The organism is Microbacterium sp. UBA7513, assembly GCF_002478345.1.
Taxonomy (GTDB): domain Bacteria; phylum Actinomycetota; class Actinomycetes; order Actinomycetales; family Microbacteriaceae; genus Microbacterium.
Genome location: NZ_DLNJ01000010.1, coordinates 55,223 through 76,662 on the forward strand (window position 1 = coordinate 55,223; position 21,440 = coordinate 76,662).

The following is a 21,440-nucleotide window of genomic DNA, read 5'->3' on the forward strand; positions in this document are numbered from 1 at the left end:
CTGGTGAACGGTGTTCAGGTGAACACCGTTCAGGAAGGAACACCCGATGGCATCCACCCCCCGCGACACCTCCGCGACCCTCGGCCGCATCGCTGTCTTCGCCGCGCTCATCATCGTGCTCGGCACGGTCGTCGTCCCGCTGCCCGGCGGGGTGCCCATCACCGGACAGACGCTCGCCGTCATGCTGGCCGGTCTCGTCCTCGGCCCGCGGGCCGCGCCGTGGTCGGTCGCCCTTGTCCTCGTGCTCGCGGCGGTCGGCCTTCCCGTCCTCGCGGGCGGACGCGGAGGTCTCGGGGTCTTCGTCGGCCCCACGGCCGGGTACCTGCTCGGCTGGATCGTGGGCGTCGTCGTCATCGGACTCCTGATGCGCACCGGTCGCCCGACCTGGTGGCGTGCCGCGCTCGCGGCCTTCGTCGGCGGTGTGCTCGTCGTCTACGCCTTCGGCATCCCCGTCCAGGCTCTCGTCACCGGCGTGCCGCTCGACCTCACGGCGCTCTCGACCCTGGCCTTCCTCCCGGGCGACCTCATCAAGGTGACCGTGGCCACCCTCATCGTCGTGGCCCTCCGTCGCGCCTACCCCCGGGCCTTCGCCGACCGTCGTCCCGTCCCGTCCGTCGTCGCCTGACCCTCGGACCGCCCCTGCCCGTCCCGTCGACTCCGGTCGTCCATGTTCCAGATGCACGACCGCGGCACGTCTGCCGGCGGATCGTCTCGTCCCTCTCGTGCGGCCGTCCCCAGGTCGTGCATCCGGAACGACGGATCCGGACCCGGATCCGAAACCGAAACCCGACGTCGGGAAGGACGGGCATATCGGCGGACGGGAACAACTCACCCGTGACTCGACGTTCCTCATGAGCGAGACTGGGCCACGGACCGCCGCGGCCACGAGAGGGGCGAGCATGACTGCTGCCGAGAAGACCGACGAATACGACCTCATCGTGCTGGGCGGTGGTCCGGTCGGGGAGAACGTGGCGGACCGTGCCGTGCAGGGCGGTCTCACCGCGATCATCGTGGAGAGCGAGCTCGTCGGCGGGGAGTGTTCGTACTGGGCGTGCATGCCTTCGAAGGCGCTGCTCCGGTCGGCCCAGGCGCTCCGTGCCGCGCAGCACGTCTCCGGCGCTGCGCAGGCCGTGACCGGCTCGCTCGACGTGCGCGCGGTGTTCGAGCGTCGAGACTCCTTCACGAGCAACTGGTCCGACGACGGACAGGTGAAGTGGCTGGAATCCGCTCACATCGACCTCGCCCGGGGTCACGGCCGGCTGACCGGGGAGCGCGAGGTCACGGTGACCGACCAGGACGGCGGCACCCGGGTGCTGCGCGCGCGTCACGCGGTCGCCATCAGCACCGGTTCGGATGCGATCATCCCGCCGATCGAGGGCCTGCGGGAGGCGTCGCCCTGGACAAGCCGCGAGGCGACCAGCGCCGAGGAGCTGCCCGACAGTCTCGCGGTCATCGGCGGCGGCGTGGTCGCGGTCGAGATGGCCACCGCGTACGCGGCGCTCGGCTCGTCGGTGACACTGCTCGCCCGCAGCGGGCTGCTGGGCGGAATGGAGCCCTTCGCCGGAGAGCGCGTGGCCGACGGCCTACGTGAGCTCGGCGTCGACGTCCGCACCGACACCGGCACGACGGCGGTGCACCGCGACGGGGACCGGGTGACCATCACCCTCGACAACGGGGAGACGGTGACCGCGGCGGAGGTGCTCGTCGCGACCGGACGCTCTCCTCGCAGCGCCGACATCGGGCTCGACGCGGTCGGACTCGAGCCGGGTCGCTGGATCGCGACGGACGACACCCTCCGCGTCCCCGGGCACGACTGGCTCTACGCCGTCGGCGACGTCAACGGCCGCGTGCTGCTGACCCACCAGGGCAAGTACCAGGCGCGTGCCGCGGGCGACGTCATCGTCGCGCGGGCGCAGGGCGACGCGGTGGACGACGCGCCCTGGGGCCGTCACGTCGCCACGGCCGACCACGCCGCGGTGCCCCAGGTCACCTTCTCGATCCCGGAGGTCGGGTCCGTCGGACTCACCGAGGCCGCTGCCCGCGAGGCCGGCACCGCGGTCCAGGTCGTCGACTACGACCTCGGGTGGGTGGCGGGCGCGAGCCTCTATGAGGACGGCTTCGCCGGGCAGGCGCGCCTGGTCGTCGACACCGACCGGGACGTCGTGATCGGTGCGACGTTCGTCGGTCCCGAGGTCGCCGAGCTCGTGCAGGCCGCGACCATCGCGATCGTCGGCGAGGTCCCGATCGCCCGACTCTGGCACGCCGTCCCCTCCTACCCCACGATCAGCGAGATCTGGCTGCGGCTCCTGGAGGGCTACGGCCGCGACTCCGCCTGATCCGGGCAATCCGATTCCAGACGCGTGACGAACAGAACGCGCATTGTGTCCCAGATTGACGACCCCGCGCGCAACCCGGTGCCGGATGTCGCACCCGTCTTATACGCTCGTACCCACATCCGAGGAGGCAGGACCATGAAGGCTGTACTCGCAGGAAACGTCATCGCCGAGGCCGACCAGGACGACCTCATCCGCATCGAGGGGAATTGGTACTTCCCGCCGGCAGCCGTCGCGCCGGACGCGCTCGTCGAGAGTCCCACCCCGTACACGTGTCCGTGGAAGGGCGAGTGCCAGTACTACTCCGTCCAGGTCGACGGAGAGCTGCACAAGGATCTCGCGTGGTCGTACCCGCACCCGTACCCGTCGGCGTTCGACCGGGTCGGCAAGGACTTCTCCGGCTACGTCGCCTTCGCCCCGGGCGTCGAGGTCTCGGCCTAGTCCGCCACGACGAACGACCGCACGTCCGCACGACCGTCGGAGAGACACCCTCATGATCGAGTTCCGTAACGTCACGAAACGCTTCCCCGACGGGACGCTCGCCGTCGACGACTTCAGCCTCGTGCTGCCCTCCCGCAAGACCACCGTGTTCGTCGGCTCGTCCGGCTGCGGCAAGACCACCCTGCTGCGGATGATCAACCGCATGGTGGAGCCGACGTCGGGGGAGGTCGAGATCGACGGGGAGAGCGTGCTGTCTGGCGACCCGGTCGCGCTGCGCCGGCGCATCGGCTACGTCATGCAGAACTCCGGGCTCATGCCGCACTTCACCGTGATCGACAACGTGGCCACCGTGCTGCGGCTGAACGGGGTGAAGCGCAAGGAGGCGCATGAGCGGGCCCGTGAGCTGCTCACGACGGTCGGCCTCGACCAGGCGCTGGCCGAGCGGTACCCGAGCCAGTTGTCCGGCGGCCAGCAGCAGCGCGTCGGGGTGGCCCGCGGGCTCGCCGCCGATCCGAACATCCTCCTCATGGACGAGCCGTTCGGCGCGGTCGACCCCATCGTCCGCGCCGACCTCCAGCAGGAGACCCTGCGACTGCAGCACGAGCTCGACAAGACGGTCGTGTTCGTCACGCACGACATCGACGAGGCCTTCCTCCTCGGCGACCAGGTCGTCATCCTCGACAAGGGCGCCCGGATCGTGCAGGTGGGCAGTCCGAGCGAGATCATCGAGAACCCGGCCGACGACTTCGTCTCCTCGTTCATCGGAGCCGACCGCGGCCGCCGGGCGCTGCACCTCAAGCAGACCCCGCGCGGGACCGTGGTCGTCGACTCGGAGGGCCGCACGCAGGGAGCGATCGTCGATGCGCCGGAGGGCGTGGTCGACGGAGCCGACGCGCTGAAGGCGGCCCCGTGAACTGGGTCGGCGACAACCTCGGGCTGATCCTCGATCTGACCGCAGCTCACCTGCGCCAGAGCGTCATCCCGATCGTGCTCGGGTTCGTCCTCTCTCTTCCTCTCGGCTGGGTGGCATGGCGCTATCGGCTGGTGCGGGGACCGATCATCGCGCTGACCGGTCTGCTCTACACGATCCCGTCGCTCGCGCTGCTGATCCTCCTTCCCGCGGTGCTCGGCTACTCCGCGATCAACGAACCGAACCTCATCGTCGCCCTCACGATCTATGCGATCGCGATCCTCGTCCGGGCCGTCGCCGACGGCCTGGACTCGGTCGACGACGACGTGCGACAGGCCGCGACCGCGACGGGCTTCGCCGCCTTCCGACGGTTCTGGGCAGTGGAGTTCCCGCTCGCCGGACCGGTCATCCTCGCCGGGCTCCGTGTCACCGCGGTCAGCACGATCTCGCTGGCGACGGTCGGTGTGCTGATCGGCGTGCGAAACCTCGGCTATCTCTTCACCGACGGCCTCCAGCGCCGCATCATCGAGGAGGTGTTCGCGGGCGTCGTCGCCGTCGTCGTGATCGCTCTGATCGTCGATCTTCTTCTCGTGCTGGCCGGGCGCGCGCTGATGCCGTGGACGCGCACGGCGACGAAGACGGCGACCAAGGCCGCCGTGAGCCGGACGGCGGCGATGGGCTCGGCCGCATGAATCTTTTCACCGATGCCTTCATCTGGCTTTTCTCACCCGACCGCTGGACAGGCCCGTACGCGCTGCCGGTGCTGTTCGGTCAGCACATCTTCTACACGGTGATCTCGGTCGCGATCGCGGCGGTCATCGCCGTCCCGCTCGGGTGGCTGATCGGGCACACAGGCCGCGGACGCGAGGTCGCCGTAGCGATTTCCGGTGCCGCACGCGCCATCCCGTCGTTCGGTCTCCTCATCCTCCTGGTGCTGCTGCTCGGGGTGCTCCGCACACCGGTCGCCGCCGTCATCACGTTCGTCCTCCTGGCGATCCCCTCGCTCCTCGCAGGCGCCTACACCGGGCTGGAGGCGATCGACCGCCGAGTCCTCGATGCCGCCCGAGCCATGGGAATGACAGAGTGGCAGGTGTTCTGGAAGGTCGAGGTGCCGCTCGGTCTCTCGCTGCTCATCGGCGGGCTCCGCTCGGCGCTGCTGCAGGTCATCGCCACCGTCACCATCGCGGCCTACGTGAACCTGGGCGGCTTGGGATGGCCGATCATCCAAGGTCTCCCCCTCCGCCGCTTCGATCAGGTGCTCGGCGGCGCGATCCTCGTCGCGGTGCTGGCGCTCCTCGTCGACCTCCTGCTCGCTCTCGCTCAGCACGCCGCAGTGCCCCGCGGCGTGCGCACGCGTCCGCAAAGACGCCGAACTCGGTCGACCGCTCGCGCGGTCGCGACCGCCTGACCCACAGCATCGTCCCCCAGAGAAGAGGAAGTCCCATGTTCACCGCACGCACATCTCGTTTCGCCCTTGCCGGCGGCGTCGCTCTCACCGCCGCGCTCGTGCTGGCCGGATGCTCCAGTAGCAATCCCCTCGACACCCCGACCGAGGAGTCCGGCTCGGGCGGCAGCGAGACCATCGTCATCGGCTCCCAGGCGTACTACTCCAACGAGATCATCGCCGAGATCTACTCCCAGGCACTCACCGCCGCCGGGTTCGACGTCGAGGAGAAGTTCAGCATCGGCCAGCGCGACGCCTACATGCCGGACGTCGAGTCCGGGGCGATCGACCTGTTCCCGGAGTACACGGGCAACCTGCTCGAGTACCTGGACAAGGATGCGACGGCCACCAGCCCGGACGACGTCTACGCCGCCCTGAAGGACGCGCTCCCGGACGGCCTCACCGCGCTCGACTACGCGGAGGCATCCGACCAGGACACCTACACGGTGCTCAAGAGTTTCGCCGAGGAGAACGACCTCACCTCGATCGCCGACCTCGCAAACGTCACCACCCCGGTCACGATCGGCGCGGCGCCCGAGTTCGAGCAGCGTCCGTACGGCCCTGCTGCGGCCAAGGAGGTCTACGGCGTCGACCTGGCGTTCTCGGCCACCGGTCCCACGACGCTGGAGTCGCTGCTCGCCGGCGAGATCCAGGTGGCGGACATCTACTCCGCCGACCCGGCATTCCAGACCGAGGACATCGTGGCGCTGGAAGACCCGGAGAACATCATCCTCGCCTCCAACGTCGTCCCCATCGCGTCCAGCGACGTGGCCGACGAGATCGCCGACGTGATCAACGGCATCAGCGCCAAGCTGACCGCCGAAGAGCTCGTCGCCCTCAACGTGCAGAGCACGGTCGACCAGAAGTCGGCAGAGGACATCGCGAAGCAGTGGCTCACGGACAACGACCTCATCTGAGTCGTCTCCCCGCGAAGCGCCCGGCCCTCAGGGGTCGGGCGCTTCGTCGTCCCCGCCTGCCGGTGTGCACAGCTTCGGAGATCTCGCCAGACACGCCGTGGAGGACCCCCGGCTGACGGTGTGTCGCCCCGGGTCTCCGAAGTTGTGCCCGGGGGTGAGGCCCGGGGTCAGGTGCGGGAGTCCTGCTTCGGCACGACCACCTGCTTGACGATGATGAGGATCGAGGCGGTGACGGGAACGGCCACGAGGGCGCCGAGCAGGCCGAGGAGCGTGCCGCCGGCGAGGGCGCCGATGACGACGAGCGAGCCCGGCACGGCCACCGCCTTGTTCATGACCCGGGGGGTGAGCACGTATGCCTCGATCTGCATGTAGACGAGGTAGATCGCGGCGAAGACCAGCGCGGCGATCGGGTTCGTGAACAGCGCGAGGATGGTGCCGATCATCCAGAACAGCACCGAGCCGACGAGCGGGATGAGCGTGACGCAGAAGGCGATCGCGGCCATGAGTGGCGGGAACGGCAGGCCCAGCACGGTGTAGAGGATGAGGGCGAGGGTCGCGTTGCAGAAGGCCAGGACGACCATCCCCATCACGTAGCCGCCCACCGAGTCGGTGATCTGCTGGGAGATGTCGCCGGCGCGGTCGCGGTCGCGGGCCGGGACCAGACGCAGCAGACCCTGGCGCATGGCCGGCAGGGTCGCGAGGAAGTACAGCGTCAGCACGAGCACCACGATCGCGCCCGAGATCCCACTCGCGATGGACGCGCCCACCTGGAGCGCGCCGCCGCCGATCGTCGCGAGGTTTCCGAAGTCGGAGAGGAACTTCTGCACCTCCGAGACGAGGTCCTGGAACTGGTCGCCGAACTGGTTGTTGAGGGTGGCGTAGAGGTCGGACTTCGTGAAGTCCTCGATCATGCCGGGGACCGACTTCACGAACCCGGCGATCTGATCCACGACGATGGGCACGATCATCCACAGGACGAGGGCGACGACGACGATGAGAGCGAGGATCGTCACCACGACGGAGAGCGCGCGGGAGATGCCGCGGCGTTCGAGGAAGCGGACGGCCGGGTCGAGGCCGAGCGCGGCGAACAGGGCGAGGGCGATGTAGATGAGGACGGTGGAGAGGCTGTAGAGCGCGCTGCCGATCACGATCGCCCCGAGACCGCCGAGGGTCACGAGGAACCCGAAGACGAACGGCCGATCGATCCGCGTCCAGAACGAGCGGCTCGGCGTGGTCGGCTCGATCACCACGGGGACGGACGGCTTCGCGACGGCGTCGGGCGCCTCCACCGCGGCACCGACGAGCGCGGCGTCGACGGGGGCGGGGACGGAGTCCGGGGCGGGGCCGCGCTGGCCGTCGTGCGGAGCGGAGGCCGGCGACTGGTCGTTGCTCATGAGCACACGATAGCGGTGCCCCTCGTCGGAAGCCGGGTGATCTGCGGCTCTAGAGTAGGGGCATGACTGCCGCTGAGGATCCGAAGGCCGAACTGCTCCGGCTGCGTGCGAGCATCGACAACATCGACGCGGCCCTGATCTTCCTGCTCGCGGAGCGGTTCCGCGCCACGCAGCAGGTGGGCCACCTCAAGGCCGAGCATGAGATGCCGGCGTCCGACCCGAACCGCGAGGAGCAGCAGGTCGCCCGGCTCCGCGCGCTCGCGGAGGACGCCCACCTCGACCCGGAGTTCGCGGAGAAGTGGTTCAACTTCGTCGTGGCCGAGGTCATCCGCCACCACACCGAGGCCGCGGAGGGGCGCTGAGCCCGCGCGTCAGGCCCCGCGTGCGGCGAGCAGTCGATCCCGCACCTCTCGCCGCAGCACCTTGCCGATGAGCGACCGGGGGAGGTCGTCGACGGCGGTGATCCGGCGCGGCACCTTGTAGGCGGTCAGCCGCGTGCGGCAGAAGTCGCGGAGGCCCTCCATGTCGTCGGCGGCACCCTTCCGGAGGACCACGGCGGCTGCGACCTCTTCGCCGCCGCTCGACCGGGGAAGCCCGACGACGGCGGCCGCCACGACATCCGGGTGCGCTTCGAGCGCGTTCTCGACTTCGCTGGGTGAGACGTTGAAGCCGCCGGTGATGATGAGCTCCTTCCGGCGGTCGACGATGGTGACGAACCCGTCGGCGGAGACCTCGGCGATGTCTCCAGTGCGGAGCCAGCCGTCCGGCAACAAGGCCTCGGCTGTCTCTCCGGGACGACCCCAGTAGCCCTGGAACACCTGCGGACCGCGCAGCAGCAGCTCGCCGGGCTCGCCCGTGGGCACGTCGACATCGGGGTCGTCGGGGTCGACGATGCGGATCTCGGTGCTCGGGAACGGGACGCCGACGGTGCCGGGCCGCCGGGTCGGGCCCATCGGGTTGCCGAGCGCGACGGGGGAGGCCTCGGTCATCCCGTACCCCTCCACGAGCAGTCCCCCGGTCGCCTCCTCCCAGCGCCGCACCGTCTCGACGGGAAGGCTCATGGCTCCGGAGATCGCGAACCGCACCGTGGAGAGGTCCACCGTGCCGCGTCCGGCCGCGCGGGCCAGCTGATCGTAGATCGGCGGGACGGCGGGGAGGAAGGTCGGCGGGCTCGTGCGGGCGGCATCGGTCACGAGTCCGAGGTCGAACGTCGGGAACAGCACCACCTTCGCCCCGATGCTCAGGGCGAACGTGAGGCACAGGGTGAGTCCGTAGGCGTGGAAGAGCGGGAGCACGGCGTAGAAGGTCTCTTCGCCGTCGCGGAGCCCGGGCACCCAGGCCCGCCCCTGCATCGCGTTGGCCCGCAGGTTCGCATGGGTGAGGATCGCCCCCTTGGGGATCCCGGTCGTCCCGCTCGTGTACTGCAGGACGGCGGTGTCGCCCAGCGACGGCCCAGGGGTGCGGCGGGGGAGCCGGCGGTGCGACACGAGCTTCTTCCACGGCGTCAGGTGCCGCGCGCGTGGCGTGCCGGTCAGCTTCGCCCGCGATGCCCGGGCCTTCGGGACCGGGAGTCGCAGCAGGAGGCGCTTCGACAGGGGCATCGCCGCCGTGAGGTCGACGCTCACGATGTGGCCGACCCGGAGGTCGTCGGGGAACCCCGCGACGGTGTCGGCGACCTTGTCCCACACGATCGCGACGCGGGCCCCGTGGTCCTCGAACTGGTGGCGCAGCTCCCGCGCGGTGTAGAGCGGGTTGTGCTCGACGACGATCGCCCCGAGACGCAGGACCGCGTAGAACGCCACGACGTGCTGCGGGCAGTTCGGCAGCACCAGTGCCACCCGGTCGCCCTTCGTGACCCCGAGATGGCGGAGTCCTTCCGCGGCGCGGTCGATCTGCTCGCCGAGCTCCCGGTAGGTCGTGACGGCGCCGAAGAACTCGAGGGCGGGGCGGCGCGCATACCGCCGGATGCCGCCGGCCAGCATCTGCGGCAGGGTCTGCGTCGGCTCGTCGATATCGGCCGGCACGCCCTCGGCATAGGAGCGGAGCCAGGGACGGGAAGACAGCGGCGCGTCGGTCATGCCCTCATCCTCCGTCACGGACCTGTGCTCCGCCTCCCCCTTGCGCTCCCGCCCGTCCGGCGTGCAGTCACTCGTCTGCGAGGATGCCCATGACGATGGCGTCGACCCACTCGCCGTCCCAGCGCAGCGCCTCCCGACGCCGGCCCTCGACGACGAAGCCCGCCTTCTCGTAGGCGCGCTGCGCCCGCGGGTTGAACGCGTACACCTCGAGCTCCACCCGGTGCAGTCCCACGGTGTCGAAGGCGTGACGGATGACCGCGCGCGTCGCCTCCGTCCCGTATCCCGCGCCGAACCACTGCGGCCCCGCGAGGGCGATGCGGAACCCTGCGGAGAGGTTCTCCTCGTCCAGATCGCTGAGGACCACCTCGCCGATGTGCGCGCCGTCTTCGCGACGGAGGATCGCCCAATCCGCCCGGTCGTCCCGGTCGGCGAGCGACCGGAGCCAGGTCTCGACGCCCTCCCGGGTGAAGCGCGCGTGGGTGCCGGTCAACCGCAGCACCTCGGGCTCCTGCAGGGCCGCCCAGGTGCCGTCGAGATGCTCGGGTCCGAGCGGCACGAGGTCCAGCCGCTCGGTCGCCAGGGCGGGGACGGGAGTGAGGGAGAGCGCCATCAGACGGTGAGCACCCGCCCCGTGACGATCCCCTCGACCGCGCGCACGTACGCCTGGCCGACCTCATCGTCGGTGACGGGCCGGTGGCCGGGGAAGGTCGAGAAGTACCCGGGGGAGTTCGCCAGCACGTCGGGGGAGACCGCGTTGATGCGGATCCCCCGCGGGGCCTCGGCCGCCGCCGTGATCACGAACGACTCCAGGGCGCCGTTGGCCATCGCCGCCGCCGCTCCCGTCGCGATCGGCTCCCGCGCGAGCACGCCGCTGGTGAGGGTGACGGAGCCGCCGTCGGTCACGTGGTCGAGGGCGACCCGTACGACGTCGAGCTGCGCGAGGGTCTTCCCGGTGAAGGCGGCCAGATAGTCGTCGCGGTCGAGGTCGGCGAGCGGCTTGAAGGGCACCGAGCCCACCGCGACCACGACGGCGTCGACGGGGCCGACCCGCTCGAAGAGGCTGCGGATGGAGGCCGGATCGGTCACGTCCACGCTCTGCTCGCCGGAGCGGGAGGCGCGCACGACCTCGTGTCCGCGGACGTCGAGGGTGGCGGCGACGACTCCGCCGATGCTGCCGGTTGCGCCGATCACGAGTGCCTTCATGCGGATTCCTCCCAGGACGGATCGAGACGACGGACGGCCGCCTCGCGGGATCGAGTCTCCCATCCCTCCCCGGCCGGGAGGGGACGGATGACGGGCGCGTCCGTCAGCGCGGGCTGAACTCGGCGGCCACCACGCGGGTCGCCGCGCCCAGGAGGACGGCGTCGGTGAGCGCGCTCGGCACCACGGTCGGTCCGAGGGAGGGGTGCGAGGCGGCACGGACCGCGGCGGCGGTCGCGTCCACGAACTCCGGGGAGACGATCTCGTCGGGACCGCTCAGGACGATCGTGGGCAGGTCGACGGCGGCGGCGATGACCGAGAGCGACGTGCCGAGCCGGGCGCCGGCGGCGGCGCGCACCGCCCCTCGGTCCGCGCCCGGGGTCTCCAGGCGCCGGGCGATCGCGGGAGCCGCGGCCCACGCATGGACGCAGCCGTCGCGCCCGCACAGGCAGAGCTCACCGGGGTCGCCACCCGCACCGACGTGCGCGAGCTCACGGGCGCCGATGGAGCGTTCCACGGGGGCGCCGTCGTCGCCGACGACGCGGATCGCGGTGCCGATGCGGGTGCCGATGCGGACGAGGAGGAAATCGGTGCCGACGGAACCGAACCGCTGCTCGGCGTCGGCCACGAGATCGGCGTCGTCGAAGAGCCGCACGGGGGCGTCGAGGATCTCCGCGAGTCGCGGTCCGAGACCGAGCAGCGCGGAGGAGCCGGTGGGCACGCCGATGCCGATGCCGAGCGCGGGACCGTCGGCGAGGGCCCGCAGCTCGGCGACGAGACCGGCGATTGTCCCGGCGACGTCCGGGGTGCGCGGCCGGTGGAGGCGGTGCGTGATGCGGCCGTCGGGTGAGGCCAGCGCGCCGACGATGTCGTCGGGCGCGGAGAGGTCGAGCGCAATGACCTGGACCGCGCGCTGGTCGAACTCGAGCATCACGGCGGGCTTTCCCGGCCGGGACTCCTGGCTCGGGCCGCTCTCCCGGATCACGCCGTCGGCGAGCAGGTCGCGCACGACCTCGGAGACGGTGGGGCGGGCGAGGCCGGTGAGGCGGGACAGATCCGCGCGACTCAGGGCCGCCTGCTCCATGAGCGTGCGGAGGACGAGGGCGCGATTGCGCTCCCGGATGCCGCGGGCGTGACCGTTGCCCGGTGTCTGCGCGGCTCGTGCCCGATCGGCGGGGCGCTCTAGGATCTGGGGGTAGCGCACGATGCTCCTCCCGATCGACGCTCGGGCTGACTAAGTTCAATGAATAAACTAACGGACCGAGCGTACGGAGCGGTACGCGCGCTGTCAATCGACGCCACCTCGGCCCCGAGAAGGAACTCGCAGATGTTCACCCACGACGACGCGCTGGACACCCAGGCGGCGGTTCGGCGAGCGAATCTGCGACGGGCGCTGCAGCTGGTCTTCCAGGCCTCTGGTTCCCAGACCCGCGCCGGCATCGCGCGGACGACGGGCCTCACGGCGGCGACCGCGTCGTCCCTCGTCGCGGAACTCATCGAGCACCGGCTCATCGCCGAAGGTGAGCAGGCGGTGAGCACGGGGGGCAAGCGCGCGACCACACTCAGCATCGACGCGGAGCACCATCTGATCCTCGTGCTCGTCGTCCAGCCGACCAGTGCGTACCTCGCGCTCGTCGCCCTCGACGGCTCCGAGGTCGAACGACGCAGCATCTCCTACACGATGCAGACCCGGGACCGGGTCCTCGACGAGACGGTCGCGGATGTCGTCGCCGCATACGGGTCGCGGCTGCTCGCGGTCGGTGTGCAGGTCCCGGGGACGACCGACGGGCGCACGGTCCTGGAGAGCGTGCAGCTGGAGTGGCACGAGGTGCCGCTGGCGGAGCGCTTCGAGAGCATCGCGGGCGTCCCGGTCCTCCTCGTCAACGACGTCGATGCCGAGGCCATCGCGGAGGCCGGACTCGACTCCGCCCCCTCGGGCTACCGGCTGTTCATCCACAGCGGCGGAGGCATCGGCGCCGCGGTCACCCTCGACGGGGAGCTCGCGCCAGGCCCCCGAGACCGTGCCGGGGAGATCGGTCATGTGCAGGTGGTGTTTGGCGACGCCGCCCGCCCGTGCCGCTGCGGGCGTCGCGGCTGCCTGGAGTCGGCGGCTGCGATGGGACCGATGCTCGGAGAGGAGTTCTCGGATGCCCTGGACGCCTCGGCGGTCCGTGCCCTCGTCGCCCGGGCGGATCAGACCCTGATCGACGACGGCGCGCGGGCGCTGGCCCGGGCCATCAAGCTCATCGGGGCGCTCCTCGATCCGATCGAGGTCGTCATCGGCGGCCCCGCGACCGAGCTCGGCCCCCGGTTCCTGGAACGGGTCCGCGCTGAGAGCGGCTACCCCGCGCGCGGCACCGCCGACGTGCCGATCCGGTATGCCGACCCGCGCGTGGCCCCCTCCGCCGGTCCCGCGCAGGCTGCGCTCACCGCGGTCCTCGGCGTGCGATGGAGCCCGGAGCAGCTCCGCGCCGGCGGCCGCCGTTCCTGATTCCGCCCCCTGACCTCTCCCCTCGGATGTTCCGGCTGCACGATCCGGGTACGGGTGCACGCCCGGATCCGCCCGGAACCTCTGCACGCGCGCCGCGGTCGTGCAGAGGTGCCGGAGGGGAACCCGGGGACGGGAACCCGGACGGGCTACTTCACGCTGCCGGCGGTGAGGCCGCCGACGAGACGCTTCTCGATGAGCATGAAGAGGATGATGACCGGGAGGATCGCGACGATCGAGACGCCGAACACGTACTGCCAGCTCGTCTCGTACTGACCGACGAACTTCGTGAGCGCGACCGACAGCGGCTGGTTCTTGTCCGTCGACAGGATCACCAGCGAGGCGGCGAACTCGTTCCAGCAGGCCACGAACGTGAACACGATCGCGGTGACGATGCCCGGCCAGACGAGCGGGAGGTTGATCCGGAACAGGACCGTCAGGCGTCCGGCGCCGTCGATCTGCGCCGCCTCGTCGACCTCCTTGGGGATGCCGGCGAAGAACGAGTGCATGATCCACACGGCGAACGAGAGGTTGAAGGCCGCGTTGATGAAGATCATGGCGGTCCAGGTGTCGCCGAGGCCGAGGACGGTGAACTGCCGGAACAGGCCCGACGTGAGCACAGCCGGCTGCAGCATCTGCGTCACGATCACGAGGAACAGGAACACCATGCGGCCGGGGAAGCGGAACCGGGCCGTGTAGTACGCCGCGGGGAGCGACACGAGCAGCACCAGGAGCGTCGCGAACACGGAGATGACGATGGTCGAGACGAGGTTGTACGGCAGCGGCGTCTCGGGTGTCGACCACATCGTGAGGTAGTTCTCCCAGTGCCACTCCACCGGGAGGTAGGTCGGATCGACCGAGCGGATCTGCGCCTTCGTCTTCACCGATCCGAAGAACATGATGAGGTACGGCAGCACGAAGATCGCGAGCACGAGGAACCCGGCGGCGGTGCGCAGGATCACCCGAGGCAGCGTCACCTGATCCGCGGTGTAGCGGCGCCGGCGGCCGGGGATCGACGGGGTTCGTCGTCCGCGGGAGTCGGCGGTGGTCACGAGGGCGGTCTCGGTCACGGTCATGATCAGACCTCCTTCATGGGCTTGACGATCTTGACGTAGGCCGCGACGATCGCGATCACGATGAGGAAGGCCACGACCGACAGGGCGCTCGCGACGTCGACCTTCTTCTGCAGCTCGATGTACTTGAAGATGAGCGTCATGATCGTGTCGGCGCCGTAGCCCGGGATCGACCCCGTCATCACCTTCAGGATCGGCAGCGAGTTGAAGACGTTGATGATGTTGATGAGGATCGCCACGGCGAGGGCGCTGCGCAGCTGCGGCAGGACGATCGACCAGTAGGTGCGGGCGGCGCCGGCGCCGTCCATCTTCGCGGCCTCGATCGCGTCGGCGGGGACCGCCTGGAGCCCCGCGAGGATCGTGTAGGTCGTGAAGGGCAGCGACACGAACACCGCGATGACGATGGACCAGGCGAACGCCGTCGTCGGGTTCTTCGTCCAGCCGTAGCCCACCGCGTCGTCGGAGAGCCCGATGTCGTAGAGGAACTTGTTGAAGACCCCGAAGTACGGCTCGAGGCTGTAGTAGAAGACCATCGTGGTCATCACCACGGACGCGGCCCACGGCACGATGACCGCCATCCGCACGAGCTGGCGCCCCGGGAACGCCTTGTTGAGGATCTGCGCGAGGCCGAGCGAGATCACGACCGTGAACAGCACCACCGACACGACCCAGACGATCGTGCGGACGAAGATCGGCCAGAACTCCGGGAACGTGAAGACGGTCACGAAGTTGTCGAAGCCGACCGAGCCCTTGTCCAGGCCCGAGAGCGAGATGTCACGGGTGGAGTTGAAGAACATGACGCCGGCGGGGAACAGCACCACGCCGATGATGAGCACCAGCGCGGGGGCGATCCACGGCAGCGCTTGCAGGAGGTCCCGTCCGCCGGGGCGACCGCGCACGGCCGTCCCGGCGTCCGGAGTGCGGGGGCGGCCGGTGGCCGCCCCCGCGAGGTTCGAGGATTCTGTCGTCTGGCTCATGGGGGATTCCCGAACCTCTCCGTTCCGCGGGTCAGCCCGCGTCCACCTGGTCCTGGATCTGCTTCAGCACATCGGCCGCCGGCTGATCCTGGATCTGTCCGAACAGCGACTTGAAGGCGCCGTCCGCTGCCGACCACTTCGGGTTGGTCGACGGGTAGAACTGCGCGTCGGGCAGCACGTCGAGGAACGGCTTGAGGGACTCCTCGCCGGACAGCTCCTCGGCACCGGACTTCGTGACGGGGAGGAAGCCCTCCGCCTGCACCCACGGCACGTAGACCTCGGGCGAGTAGAAGTAGTCGAGGAACTTCGTGATCGCCTCCTGCTTGTCGCCGTCGTTCTCGAACGCCATGAGCTGGTCCATGACCCCGAGGGTGAACGGCGAGCCGTCCTTGGTCGGGATCGGCACGATCGAGTAGTCGAGGTCCGGGTTGTTGTCGGCGATCTGGCCGACCGTCGGCGGCAGGCCGACCTGCATGCCGATCTTGCCCTGGATGAAGATGTCCATCAGCGGGGAGCGCTGCGTGGAGCCGGGGTCGGCCTGGGTTGCCCCGGCGTCGATCATCTTCTTGATCTGCTCGGCGCCGACGAGGTTCTCCGGGGTGTCGATGGTGATCTCGGACGCGTCGCCGAAGGATCCGCCGCCGCCCCAGAGCCAGACGGCGGCCTCGGCCTGCGCCTCCTCCGAGCCGAGCGGCATGCCGTAGCCCGCGACGCCGCCGCCGAGGGCGGACACCTTGGTCGCCGCGTCGAGCAGGAAGTCCCAGTCGGTCGGCGCCTCGACGCCCGCCTGGGAGAGGAGGTCGTTGTTGACGAAGAGGGCGCGTGCGGAGGCGATCATCGGCAGGGCGTAGGCCGTGCCGTCGACCTCGGCGTTGGCGAGGAAGGAGTCCTGGAAGTCGGAGTAGACGTCGTCGGACACGACCTCCTCGACCGGGTAGAGCAGCTCGTCCTCGACGAAGCCCGCGAAGGGGCCGCCGTTGTAGATGTCGGGCGCCTCGCCGGCCTGGACCTTCGTGGAGATGACCTTCTCGAGGTTGTCCCACGACTGCACCTCGAGGTTGACCTTGATGTCGGGGTTGTCCTTCGTGAAACCGTCGATGACGTCTTCCCAGAGACCCTTCGTGGCATCGGAGTAGCTGGGGACGAGCAGGTCGAGCGTGCTGGCGTCGTCGCCGCCGCCGCTGTCTCCTCCCGATCCACCGAAACCGCAGGATGCGAGCGACAGCGTGGCGACGGCCGCGACCGCTGCGGCCCCGTATCGCCGTGACTTGTTCATGGGCATTGCATTCCTCACTGTGGGTGCTGCTCCAGCGGGCGGGGTCCGCTCTCCGGAGAGGGGGGTGGTGCACAGTCGCAGAACACTCCACGCGACGGTGCGTGATGATCACGCCGCCGAGGTGGTCGCGATCGTCCGAGCGGGGGCTCGGGGGAACTCGTCCTGATTATTTGTCAGGCAAACAAACAAATCAAGATGTTGCTCTCTTGGGACGAAATACTATGATCGGATTACGCCCGAAACAATCACAAGTACGCAACAACTCGTCCGAAAGGCCTCATCATGACCGATTCGCTGCCCGGCGCGCACATGCGCGAAGAGCTCCGCTCCCAGCCGCAGATGTGGGCCACCGCCGCCGAGCTCACCGCGGAGCAGGCGCTGCTGCCGGCTCACGGGGCACGGGTCGCGGTCGTCGGCTGCGGCACCTCGTGGTTCATGGCCCAGTCGTACGCCGCCCTGCGCGAATCGTCCGGTCACGGCGAGACCGACGCGTTCGCGGCCTCCGAGGCCTTCGTGGACCGCGGCTACGATGCCGTCGTCGCCCTCACCCGCTCCGGCACCACGACCGAGGTGCTGGATCTCGTCGACCGCATCAAGGGGCGCACCCGCACGATCGGCGTGATCGGCGACCCCGACTCCCCGCTCGTCTCCCTCGTCGACGACGCCGTGCTGCTGCCGTTCGCCGACGAGCAGTCGGTGGTCCAGACACGCTTCGCCACGACCGCGCTCGCCCTCTTCCGGGCGTCGCTGGGCGAAGACCTCTCCGGGGCCATCGCCGATGCGACGGCCGTGCTCGCCGAGGAGGGCGACGACACCGCGCTGCGCGACGCCGAGCAGTACACGTTCCTCGGGCGGGGCTGGACGATCGGCCTGGCCCACGAGGCCGCGCTGAAGCTGCGCGAGTCGTCGCAGTCCTGGACCGAGGCGTACCCGTCGATGGACTACCGCCACGGTCCGATCGCGATCGCCGCCCCTGGCCGGGTGACGTGGCAGTTCGGAGAGGCGCCGGAAGGACTGGCCGCGGAGGTGCGCGCCACGGGCGCCCGTTTCGAGCACCGCGCGATCGATCCGCTCGCCGACCTCGTGCGCCTGCACCGGACGGCCCTCGACCGTGCCGTGGCCCGCGGGCTCGACCCCGACCAGCCGCGCAACCTCACGCGATCCGTCATCCTGGATGCATGACGCCAGCGATCCCCGGAGCCGAGCGATGACCCCGAACGACGCCGCGGACGCGATCCCCGACGTCGCGAGGGACGAGGCCGGCGAGAAGCTCGCCGCGGTGCGCACGCTCGGTGCCGGGTCACCCGTCCTCGCCTTCGACGTCGGCGGGACGGACATCAAGTCGGCGCTGTTCGACGCGGACGGGCGGGCGCTCGGCCTCCGCCGCACGCCCACCCCCACGGCCGACGGCGACCGCACCCCCGCGCTACTCGACCGGCTGGAGGTGCTCGCCGCGCAGCTCCGCGACGAGCATCCCGACGTGGTGCCTCGCGCCGCCGGCCTGGTGGTGCCGGGGATCGTCGACGCAGCCGCCGGGATCGGCGTGTTCGCGAGCAACATGGGCTGGCGGGACGCGCCGCTGCGCGCGCTCGCCGCGGAGCGTCTCGGCCTCCCCGTCGCGTTCGACCACGACGTGCGCGCCGCGAGCTGGGCGGAGCACGAGCTGGGCGGCGCGCGGGCCTACGACGACGCGGTGATCCTCGTGATCGGCACCGGCATCGCCGGGGCCCTGCTCGTCGGCGGCCGCCCCTACACGGCCGGGGGCTACGCCGGCGAGATCGGGCACTCCCCGATCGCCGACGGACCGGTGTGCCCGTGCGGTGCCCGTGGCTGTCTGGAGGCCGTGGCCTCGGCGGGCGCCATCGCGCGCCGCTACCGGGAGGCCACGGGGTCGACCCCGGACGGCGCCAAGGACGTCATCGCCCGGGCGGCCGCCGGGGATCGGGTCGCCGCCGACATCTGGGACTCGGCGCTGGACGCGCTCACCCTGTCGCTCGCGCAGCTGACCGCCGTGGTCGCCCCTGAGGCCGTGGTGATCGGCGGCGGACTGTCGCGGGCGGGCGGCGCGCTCTTCGACGAGCTGCGCACCCGACTCGCTGCCCGCCTCAGCTTCCACCGCCTCCCCGCGCTCGTCCCTGCCGAGCTGTCCGGCAACGCGGGACTGATCGGCGCCGCCCTCCGCGCCAGGGAGCTGGCATGATCCTCACCGTCACCCCGAACCCCGCGCTCGACCTCACCTGGCAGGTCGACCGGCTTGTGGCAGGCGGGACGCACCGCGCCGACACCGGGTCGTCCCGCGCCGGTGGCAAGGGCCTCAACGTCGCCAGGGTCGCGCACGCCGAGGGGGCATCCGTCCTCGCGCTGACCACGGCCGGCGGTCCGGTCGGCGCGGAGTTCGCCGCGGAGCTCACGGCCAGCGGCGTGCCCCATGTGCTCGTGCCCGTCGCGGCCGACACGCGTCGCAGCATCGCCCTCGTCGACGAGGCCGCGGGCGACACCACGATCGTCAACGAGCGAGGGGTGAACCCGACAGATGCCGAGTGGGGCGGGCTCCTCGCGGAGGTCGTCGACCGGCTTCCCGGTGCCGCGGTCCTCGTCGTCTCCGGGAGCCTTCCGCCCGGGGCGCCGGAGTCGCTCGTGCCGATGCTCGTCGCGGTGGGTGCGGACGCCCGCGTCCCCGTGATCGTGGACACCTCCGGCCAGGCCCTCCTGAGCGCTGCCGACGCCGGAGCGACCGTGCTCAAGCCCAACGCCGCGGAGCTCGCCGAGGCCACCGGCATCGACGACCCCGTCGAGGGCGCGCGGTCGCTGCTGGCCCGGGGCGCCGAGCTCGTGCTCCTGTCGCTCGGGTCCGACGGCATGCTCGCCGTCACCGCGACCGATCTCCTGCACGCCCGACTCGACGAACCGCTGGCCGGCAACCCGACCGGGGCGGGAGACGCCGCGGTCGCGGCCTGCGCCGTGCTCTCCGCCGAGGGTGAGCGCGATCCCGAGCGCATCCTCCGTCGCGCGACCGCGTGGTCGGCAGCCGCCGTCCTCATGCCGCTCGCCGGCGACATCTCCCCCCGCTGGCGCGCGCTCGAGGAGCAGCTCCGCGTCTCCCGCCCCGACCCTGCCTCCTTCCGGAAGGACCCTTCGTGACCCTCGTCTCCGCTCGGGAGCTCGTCTCCGCGGCCGCCACCGCCGGCACCGGCATCGGTGCGTTCAACGTCATCCACCTGGAGACCGCAGAAGGCCTCGTGCGGGCCTCCGCGCTCGCCCAGCTCCCCGTGATCCTGCAGATCTCGCAGAACTGCGCCGACTACCACGGCGGTCTGGAGCCGGTCGCCCTCGCGACGCTCGCCGCGGCGAGACGAGCGGAGACCCCGGTGGCGGTGCACCTCGACCACGCGGAGCGGCCGGAGCTCGTCGACGAGGCCGTGGCCCTCGGGTTCGGCTCGGTCATGTTCGACGGCGGCGCGCTGCCCTACGACGAGAATGTGGCGCTCACGGCCGAGGTCGCCGCCCGGGCCCGCGCGGCGGGAGTGTACGTGGAGGGCGAGCTCGGCGAGGTGGGCGGGAAGGACGGCGCCCACGCCCCCGGTGTCCGCACCGATCCGGACGAGGCGCGGGCGTTCGTGGCCGCGACGGGAGTGGACGCGCTCGCCGTGGCCGTGGGGTCGTCGCACGCCATGACCGACCGCACGGCCTCCCTCGACCTCGACCTCATCGCCCGCCTGCGTGCGGCTCTGCGCGGAGCCGCCGCGGACGGCACCGACGTCCCCCTCGTGCTGCACGGCTCGTCCGGGGTGGCCGACGCCGTGATCGCCGATGCCGTGCGCGCCGGCATGACCAAGGTCAATGTCTCCACCCACCTCAACGGCTTCTTCACGCGCGCGGTCCGCGAGGTGCTCGCCGCCGACGAGCGTCTGGTCGACTCCCGCAAGTACCTCGCTCCCGCCCGCGCCGCCCTCGCGGACGAAGCCGCCCGGATGCTGCGGCTGTTCGCCCTGCTGCCGTCGCAGAATCCCGCTCCGGTCGCAGAGGTTCCGGTCACGGCTGCGACCTCGACGCGAAACGACGACCGGTGAAGCGCGCGGCCCGACTGCACGCGATCCTCGACCTCCTCGCGGCGGACGGAGAGGTGACGGTGGAGGAGCTGGTGGAGCGGTTCGGGGCCTCCCCGGCCACCACCCGCCGCGACCTCGACTCCCTCGCCGAGCAGCGGCTGCTCACCCGCACGCACGGCGGTGCCGTGGCGCAGACCGTCGCCTACGAACTGCCCCTCCGCTACAAGAGTCATCTCCGCACGCACGAGAAGGAGAGCATCGCCCAGACCGCGGCGGCGCTCGTCACCCCCGGCATGGTGGTCGGGCTCTCCGGCGGCACGACGACCACGGCCATCGCGGCCGCGCTCGCCGCGCGCGAGGATCTGGCGGCGGAAGGCGGGATCACGGTGGTGACGAACGCGGTGAACATCGCCGCCCAGCTCGCCACCCGACCGGAGATCAAGGTGGTCGTCACGGGCGGGGTCATCCACGCGCGCACGTATGAACTTGTCGGCCCGTTCGTCGAGCAGCTCCTCCGCGGCGTGCGGCTCGACCTCGCCTTCATCGGCGTGAACGGGATGGATGCGGTAGCCGGGGCGACCACGCAGGACGAACGCGAGGCGGCGGTGAATCGCATGATGGCGGAGCGGGCGCGACGGGCCATCGTCGTGACCGACGGCAGCAAGCTCGGGGCCGAGGCGTTCTCCACCATCGGCGGGGCGGACCTCTTCACCACGGTCATCACCGATCGAGGAGCCGACGAGGCCGCCCTCGACGCGCTGCGCGCTGCGGGCTACACGGTCCACCTCGCCTGAGGCACCCCGGACGCCCCGAGGGCCTCGGCGTCCCCAGATCGCCGAGGCCCTGCAGGAGCATCGCGG

22 protein-coding genes are annotated in these 21,440 nt (G+C 70.9%); 14 read left to right on the forward strand and 8 right to left on the reverse strand.

The window, feature by feature from the left end; translation table 11 throughout:
* The first annotated feature begins 46 nt into the window (after positions 1–46).
* From B2W79_RS05355 to B2W79_RS05385, 7 genes are all read left to right on the forward strand, one after another.
* Positions 47–625: a biotin transporter BioY gene (locus tag B2W79_RS05355; protein WP_292787686.1), complete on the forward strand. Its 579-nt coding sequence runs from the start codon at positions 47–49 to the stop codon at positions 623–625.
* Between the two features lie 274 nt (positions 626–899).
* A complete protein-coding gene (locus tag B2W79_RS05360; protein WP_292787688.1) occupies positions 900–2,336 on the forward strand; it encodes a dihydrolipoyl dehydrogenase family protein in 1,437 nt (478 codons plus the stop codon).
* Positions 2,337–2,471: 135 nt separating this feature from the next.
* Positions 2,472–2,774 carry a DUF427 domain-containing protein gene (locus tag B2W79_RS05365; RefSeq protein WP_136051454.1) on the forward strand — a complete coding sequence of 101 codons (303 nt, stop codon included), beginning with the start codon at positions 2,472–2,474 and terminating at the stop codon, positions 2,772–2,774.
* 52 nt (positions 2,775–2,826) lie between these two features.
* Entirely contained in the window at positions 2,827–3,687 is an 861-nt protein-coding gene (locus B2W79_RS05370; protein WP_292787690.1) for an ABC transporter ATP-binding protein, read from the forward strand.
* Positions 3,684–4,376: an ABC transporter permease gene (locus tag B2W79_RS05375; RefSeq protein WP_071327981.1), complete on the forward strand. Its 693-nt coding sequence runs from the start codon at positions 3,684–3,686 to the stop codon at positions 4,374–4,376. The genes B2W79_RS05370 and B2W79_RS05375 overlap by 4 nt, the downstream gene beginning before the upstream one ends.
* Positions 4,373–5,092: an ABC transporter permease gene (locus B2W79_RS05380; RefSeq protein WP_071328089.1), complete on the forward strand. Its 720-nt coding sequence runs from the start codon at positions 4,373–4,375 to the stop codon at positions 5,090–5,092. Before B2W79_RS05375 ends, B2W79_RS05380 begins: the two co-directional genes overlap by 4 nt.
* A gap of 35 nt (positions 5,093–5,127) precedes the next feature.
* Positions 5,128–6,045, forward strand: coding sequence for an ABC transporter substrate-binding protein (locus tag B2W79_RS05385; protein WP_292787693.1), 918 nt, complete (start codon positions 5,128–5,130; stop codon positions 6,043–6,045).
* A gap of 167 nt (positions 6,046–6,212) precedes the next feature.
* Here the strand turns inward: B2W79_RS05385 and B2W79_RS05390 are convergent, their stop codons facing one another.
* Positions 6,213–7,439 (reverse strand): AI-2E family transporter, encoded by a 1,227-nt coding sequence (locus B2W79_RS05390; RefSeq protein WP_071327979.1) that lies wholly within the window; start codon positions 7,437–7,439, stop codon positions 6,213–6,215.
* A gap of 62 nt (positions 7,440–7,501) precedes the next feature.
* Here B2W79_RS05390 and B2W79_RS05395 point away from each other — a divergent pair, with 62 nt between their 5' ends.
* Positions 7,502–7,801, forward strand: coding sequence for a chorismate mutase (locus B2W79_RS05395; protein WP_071327978.1), 300 nt, complete (start codon positions 7,502–7,504; stop codon positions 7,799–7,801).
* Positions 7,802–7,810: 9 nt separating this feature from the next.
* On the opposite strand, the gene B2W79_RS05400 is transcribed toward B2W79_RS05395, so the two are convergent.
* The 4 genes from B2W79_RS05400 to B2W79_RS05415 all read right to left on the reverse strand — a co-directional run bounded on the left by B2W79_RS05400 (position 7,811) and on the right by B2W79_RS05415 (position 11,921).
* Positions 7,811–9,517, reverse strand: a complete 1,707-nt coding sequence (locus B2W79_RS05400; RefSeq protein ID WP_292787697.1) for a long-chain-fatty-acid--CoA ligase — start codon at positions 9,515–9,517, stop codon at positions 7,811–7,813.
* A gap of 67 nt (positions 9,518–9,584) precedes the next feature.
* Positions 9,585–10,127 carry a GNAT family N-acetyltransferase gene (locus B2W79_RS05405; RefSeq protein WP_292787699.1) on the reverse strand — a complete coding sequence of 181 codons (543 nt, stop codon included), beginning with the start codon at positions 10,125–10,127 and terminating at the stop codon, positions 9,585–9,587.
* The gene (locus tag B2W79_RS05410) at positions 10,127–10,720 is read right to left on the reverse strand and encodes a short chain dehydrogenase (RefSeq protein WP_292787701.1); all 594 of its coding nucleotides are present in this window, start codon (positions 10,718–10,720) and stop codon (positions 10,127–10,129) included. Before B2W79_RS05410 ends, B2W79_RS05405 begins: the two co-directional genes overlap by 1 nt.
* 103 nt (positions 10,721–10,823) lie before the next feature.
* Positions 10,824–11,921 (reverse strand): ROK family transcriptional regulator, encoded by a 1,098-nt coding sequence (locus B2W79_RS05415; protein ID WP_292787703.1) that lies wholly within the window; start codon positions 11,919–11,921, stop codon positions 10,824–10,826.
* 123 nt (positions 11,922–12,044) lie between these two features.
* Here B2W79_RS05415 and B2W79_RS05420 point away from each other — a divergent pair, with 123 nt between their 5' ends.
* Positions 12,045–13,208 carry an ROK family protein gene (locus tag B2W79_RS05420; RefSeq protein WP_292787705.1) on the forward strand — a complete coding sequence of 388 codons (1,164 nt, stop codon included), beginning with the start codon at positions 12,045–12,047 and terminating at the stop codon, positions 13,206–13,208.
* 146 nt (positions 13,209–13,354) lie between these two features.
* Here B2W79_RS05420 and B2W79_RS05425 read toward each other — a convergent pair whose 3' ends face one another.
* From B2W79_RS05425 to B2W79_RS05435, 3 genes are read right to left on the reverse strand one after another with little or no spacing between them, the layout of a single operon-like run.
* On the reverse strand, positions 13,355–14,281 hold the full coding sequence (locus tag B2W79_RS05425; protein ID WP_292787707.1) for a carbohydrate ABC transporter permease: 927 nt from the start codon (positions 14,279–14,281) through the stop codon (positions 13,355–13,357).
* 2 nt (positions 14,282–14,283) lie between these two features.
* Positions 14,284–15,255: a carbohydrate ABC transporter permease gene (locus B2W79_RS05430; RefSeq protein WP_060923387.1), complete on the reverse strand. Its 972-nt coding sequence runs from the start codon at positions 15,253–15,255 to the stop codon at positions 14,284–14,286.
* Positions 15,256–15,286: 31 nt separating this feature from the next.
* Complete coding sequence (locus B2W79_RS05435) at positions 15,287–16,537, reverse strand: extracellular solute-binding protein (protein ID WP_292787709.1); 1,251 nt, start codon at positions 16,535–16,537, stop codon at positions 15,287–15,289.
* A 276-nt stretch (positions 16,538–16,813) separates the two neighbouring features.
* Between B2W79_RS05435 and B2W79_RS05440 the strand changes: the two genes are divergently transcribed.
* From B2W79_RS05440 to B2W79_RS05460, 5 genes are read left to right on the forward strand one after another with little or no spacing between them, the layout of a single operon-like run.
* Positions 16,814–17,713, forward strand: a complete 900-nt coding sequence (locus B2W79_RS05440; RefSeq protein WP_292787711.1) for an SIS domain-containing protein — start codon at positions 16,814–16,816, stop codon at positions 17,711–17,713.
* Positions 17,714–17,738: 25 nt separating this feature from the next.
* Complete coding sequence (locus tag B2W79_RS05445) at positions 17,739–18,731, forward strand: ROK family protein (protein WP_292787713.1); 993 nt, start codon at positions 17,739–17,741, stop codon at positions 18,729–18,731.
* Positions 18,728–19,672, forward strand: coding sequence for a 1-phosphofructokinase family hexose kinase (locus B2W79_RS05450; protein WP_292787715.1), 945 nt, complete (start codon positions 18,728–18,730; stop codon positions 19,670–19,672). Before B2W79_RS05445 ends, B2W79_RS05450 begins: the two co-directional genes overlap by 4 nt.
* Complete coding sequence (locus B2W79_RS05455) at positions 19,669–20,601, forward strand: class II fructose-bisphosphate aldolase (protein ID WP_071327969.1); 933 nt, start codon at positions 19,669–19,671, stop codon at positions 20,599–20,601. Before B2W79_RS05450 ends, B2W79_RS05455 begins: the two co-directional genes overlap by 4 nt.
* The gene (locus tag B2W79_RS05460) at positions 20,598–21,374 is read left to right on the forward strand and encodes a DeoR/GlpR family DNA-binding transcription regulator (protein WP_071327968.1); all 777 of its coding nucleotides are present in this window, start codon (positions 20,598–20,600) and stop codon (positions 21,372–21,374) included. The genes B2W79_RS05455 and B2W79_RS05460 overlap by 4 nt, the downstream gene beginning before the upstream one ends.
* The last annotated feature ends 66 nt before the right edge of the window (positions 21,375–21,440 follow it).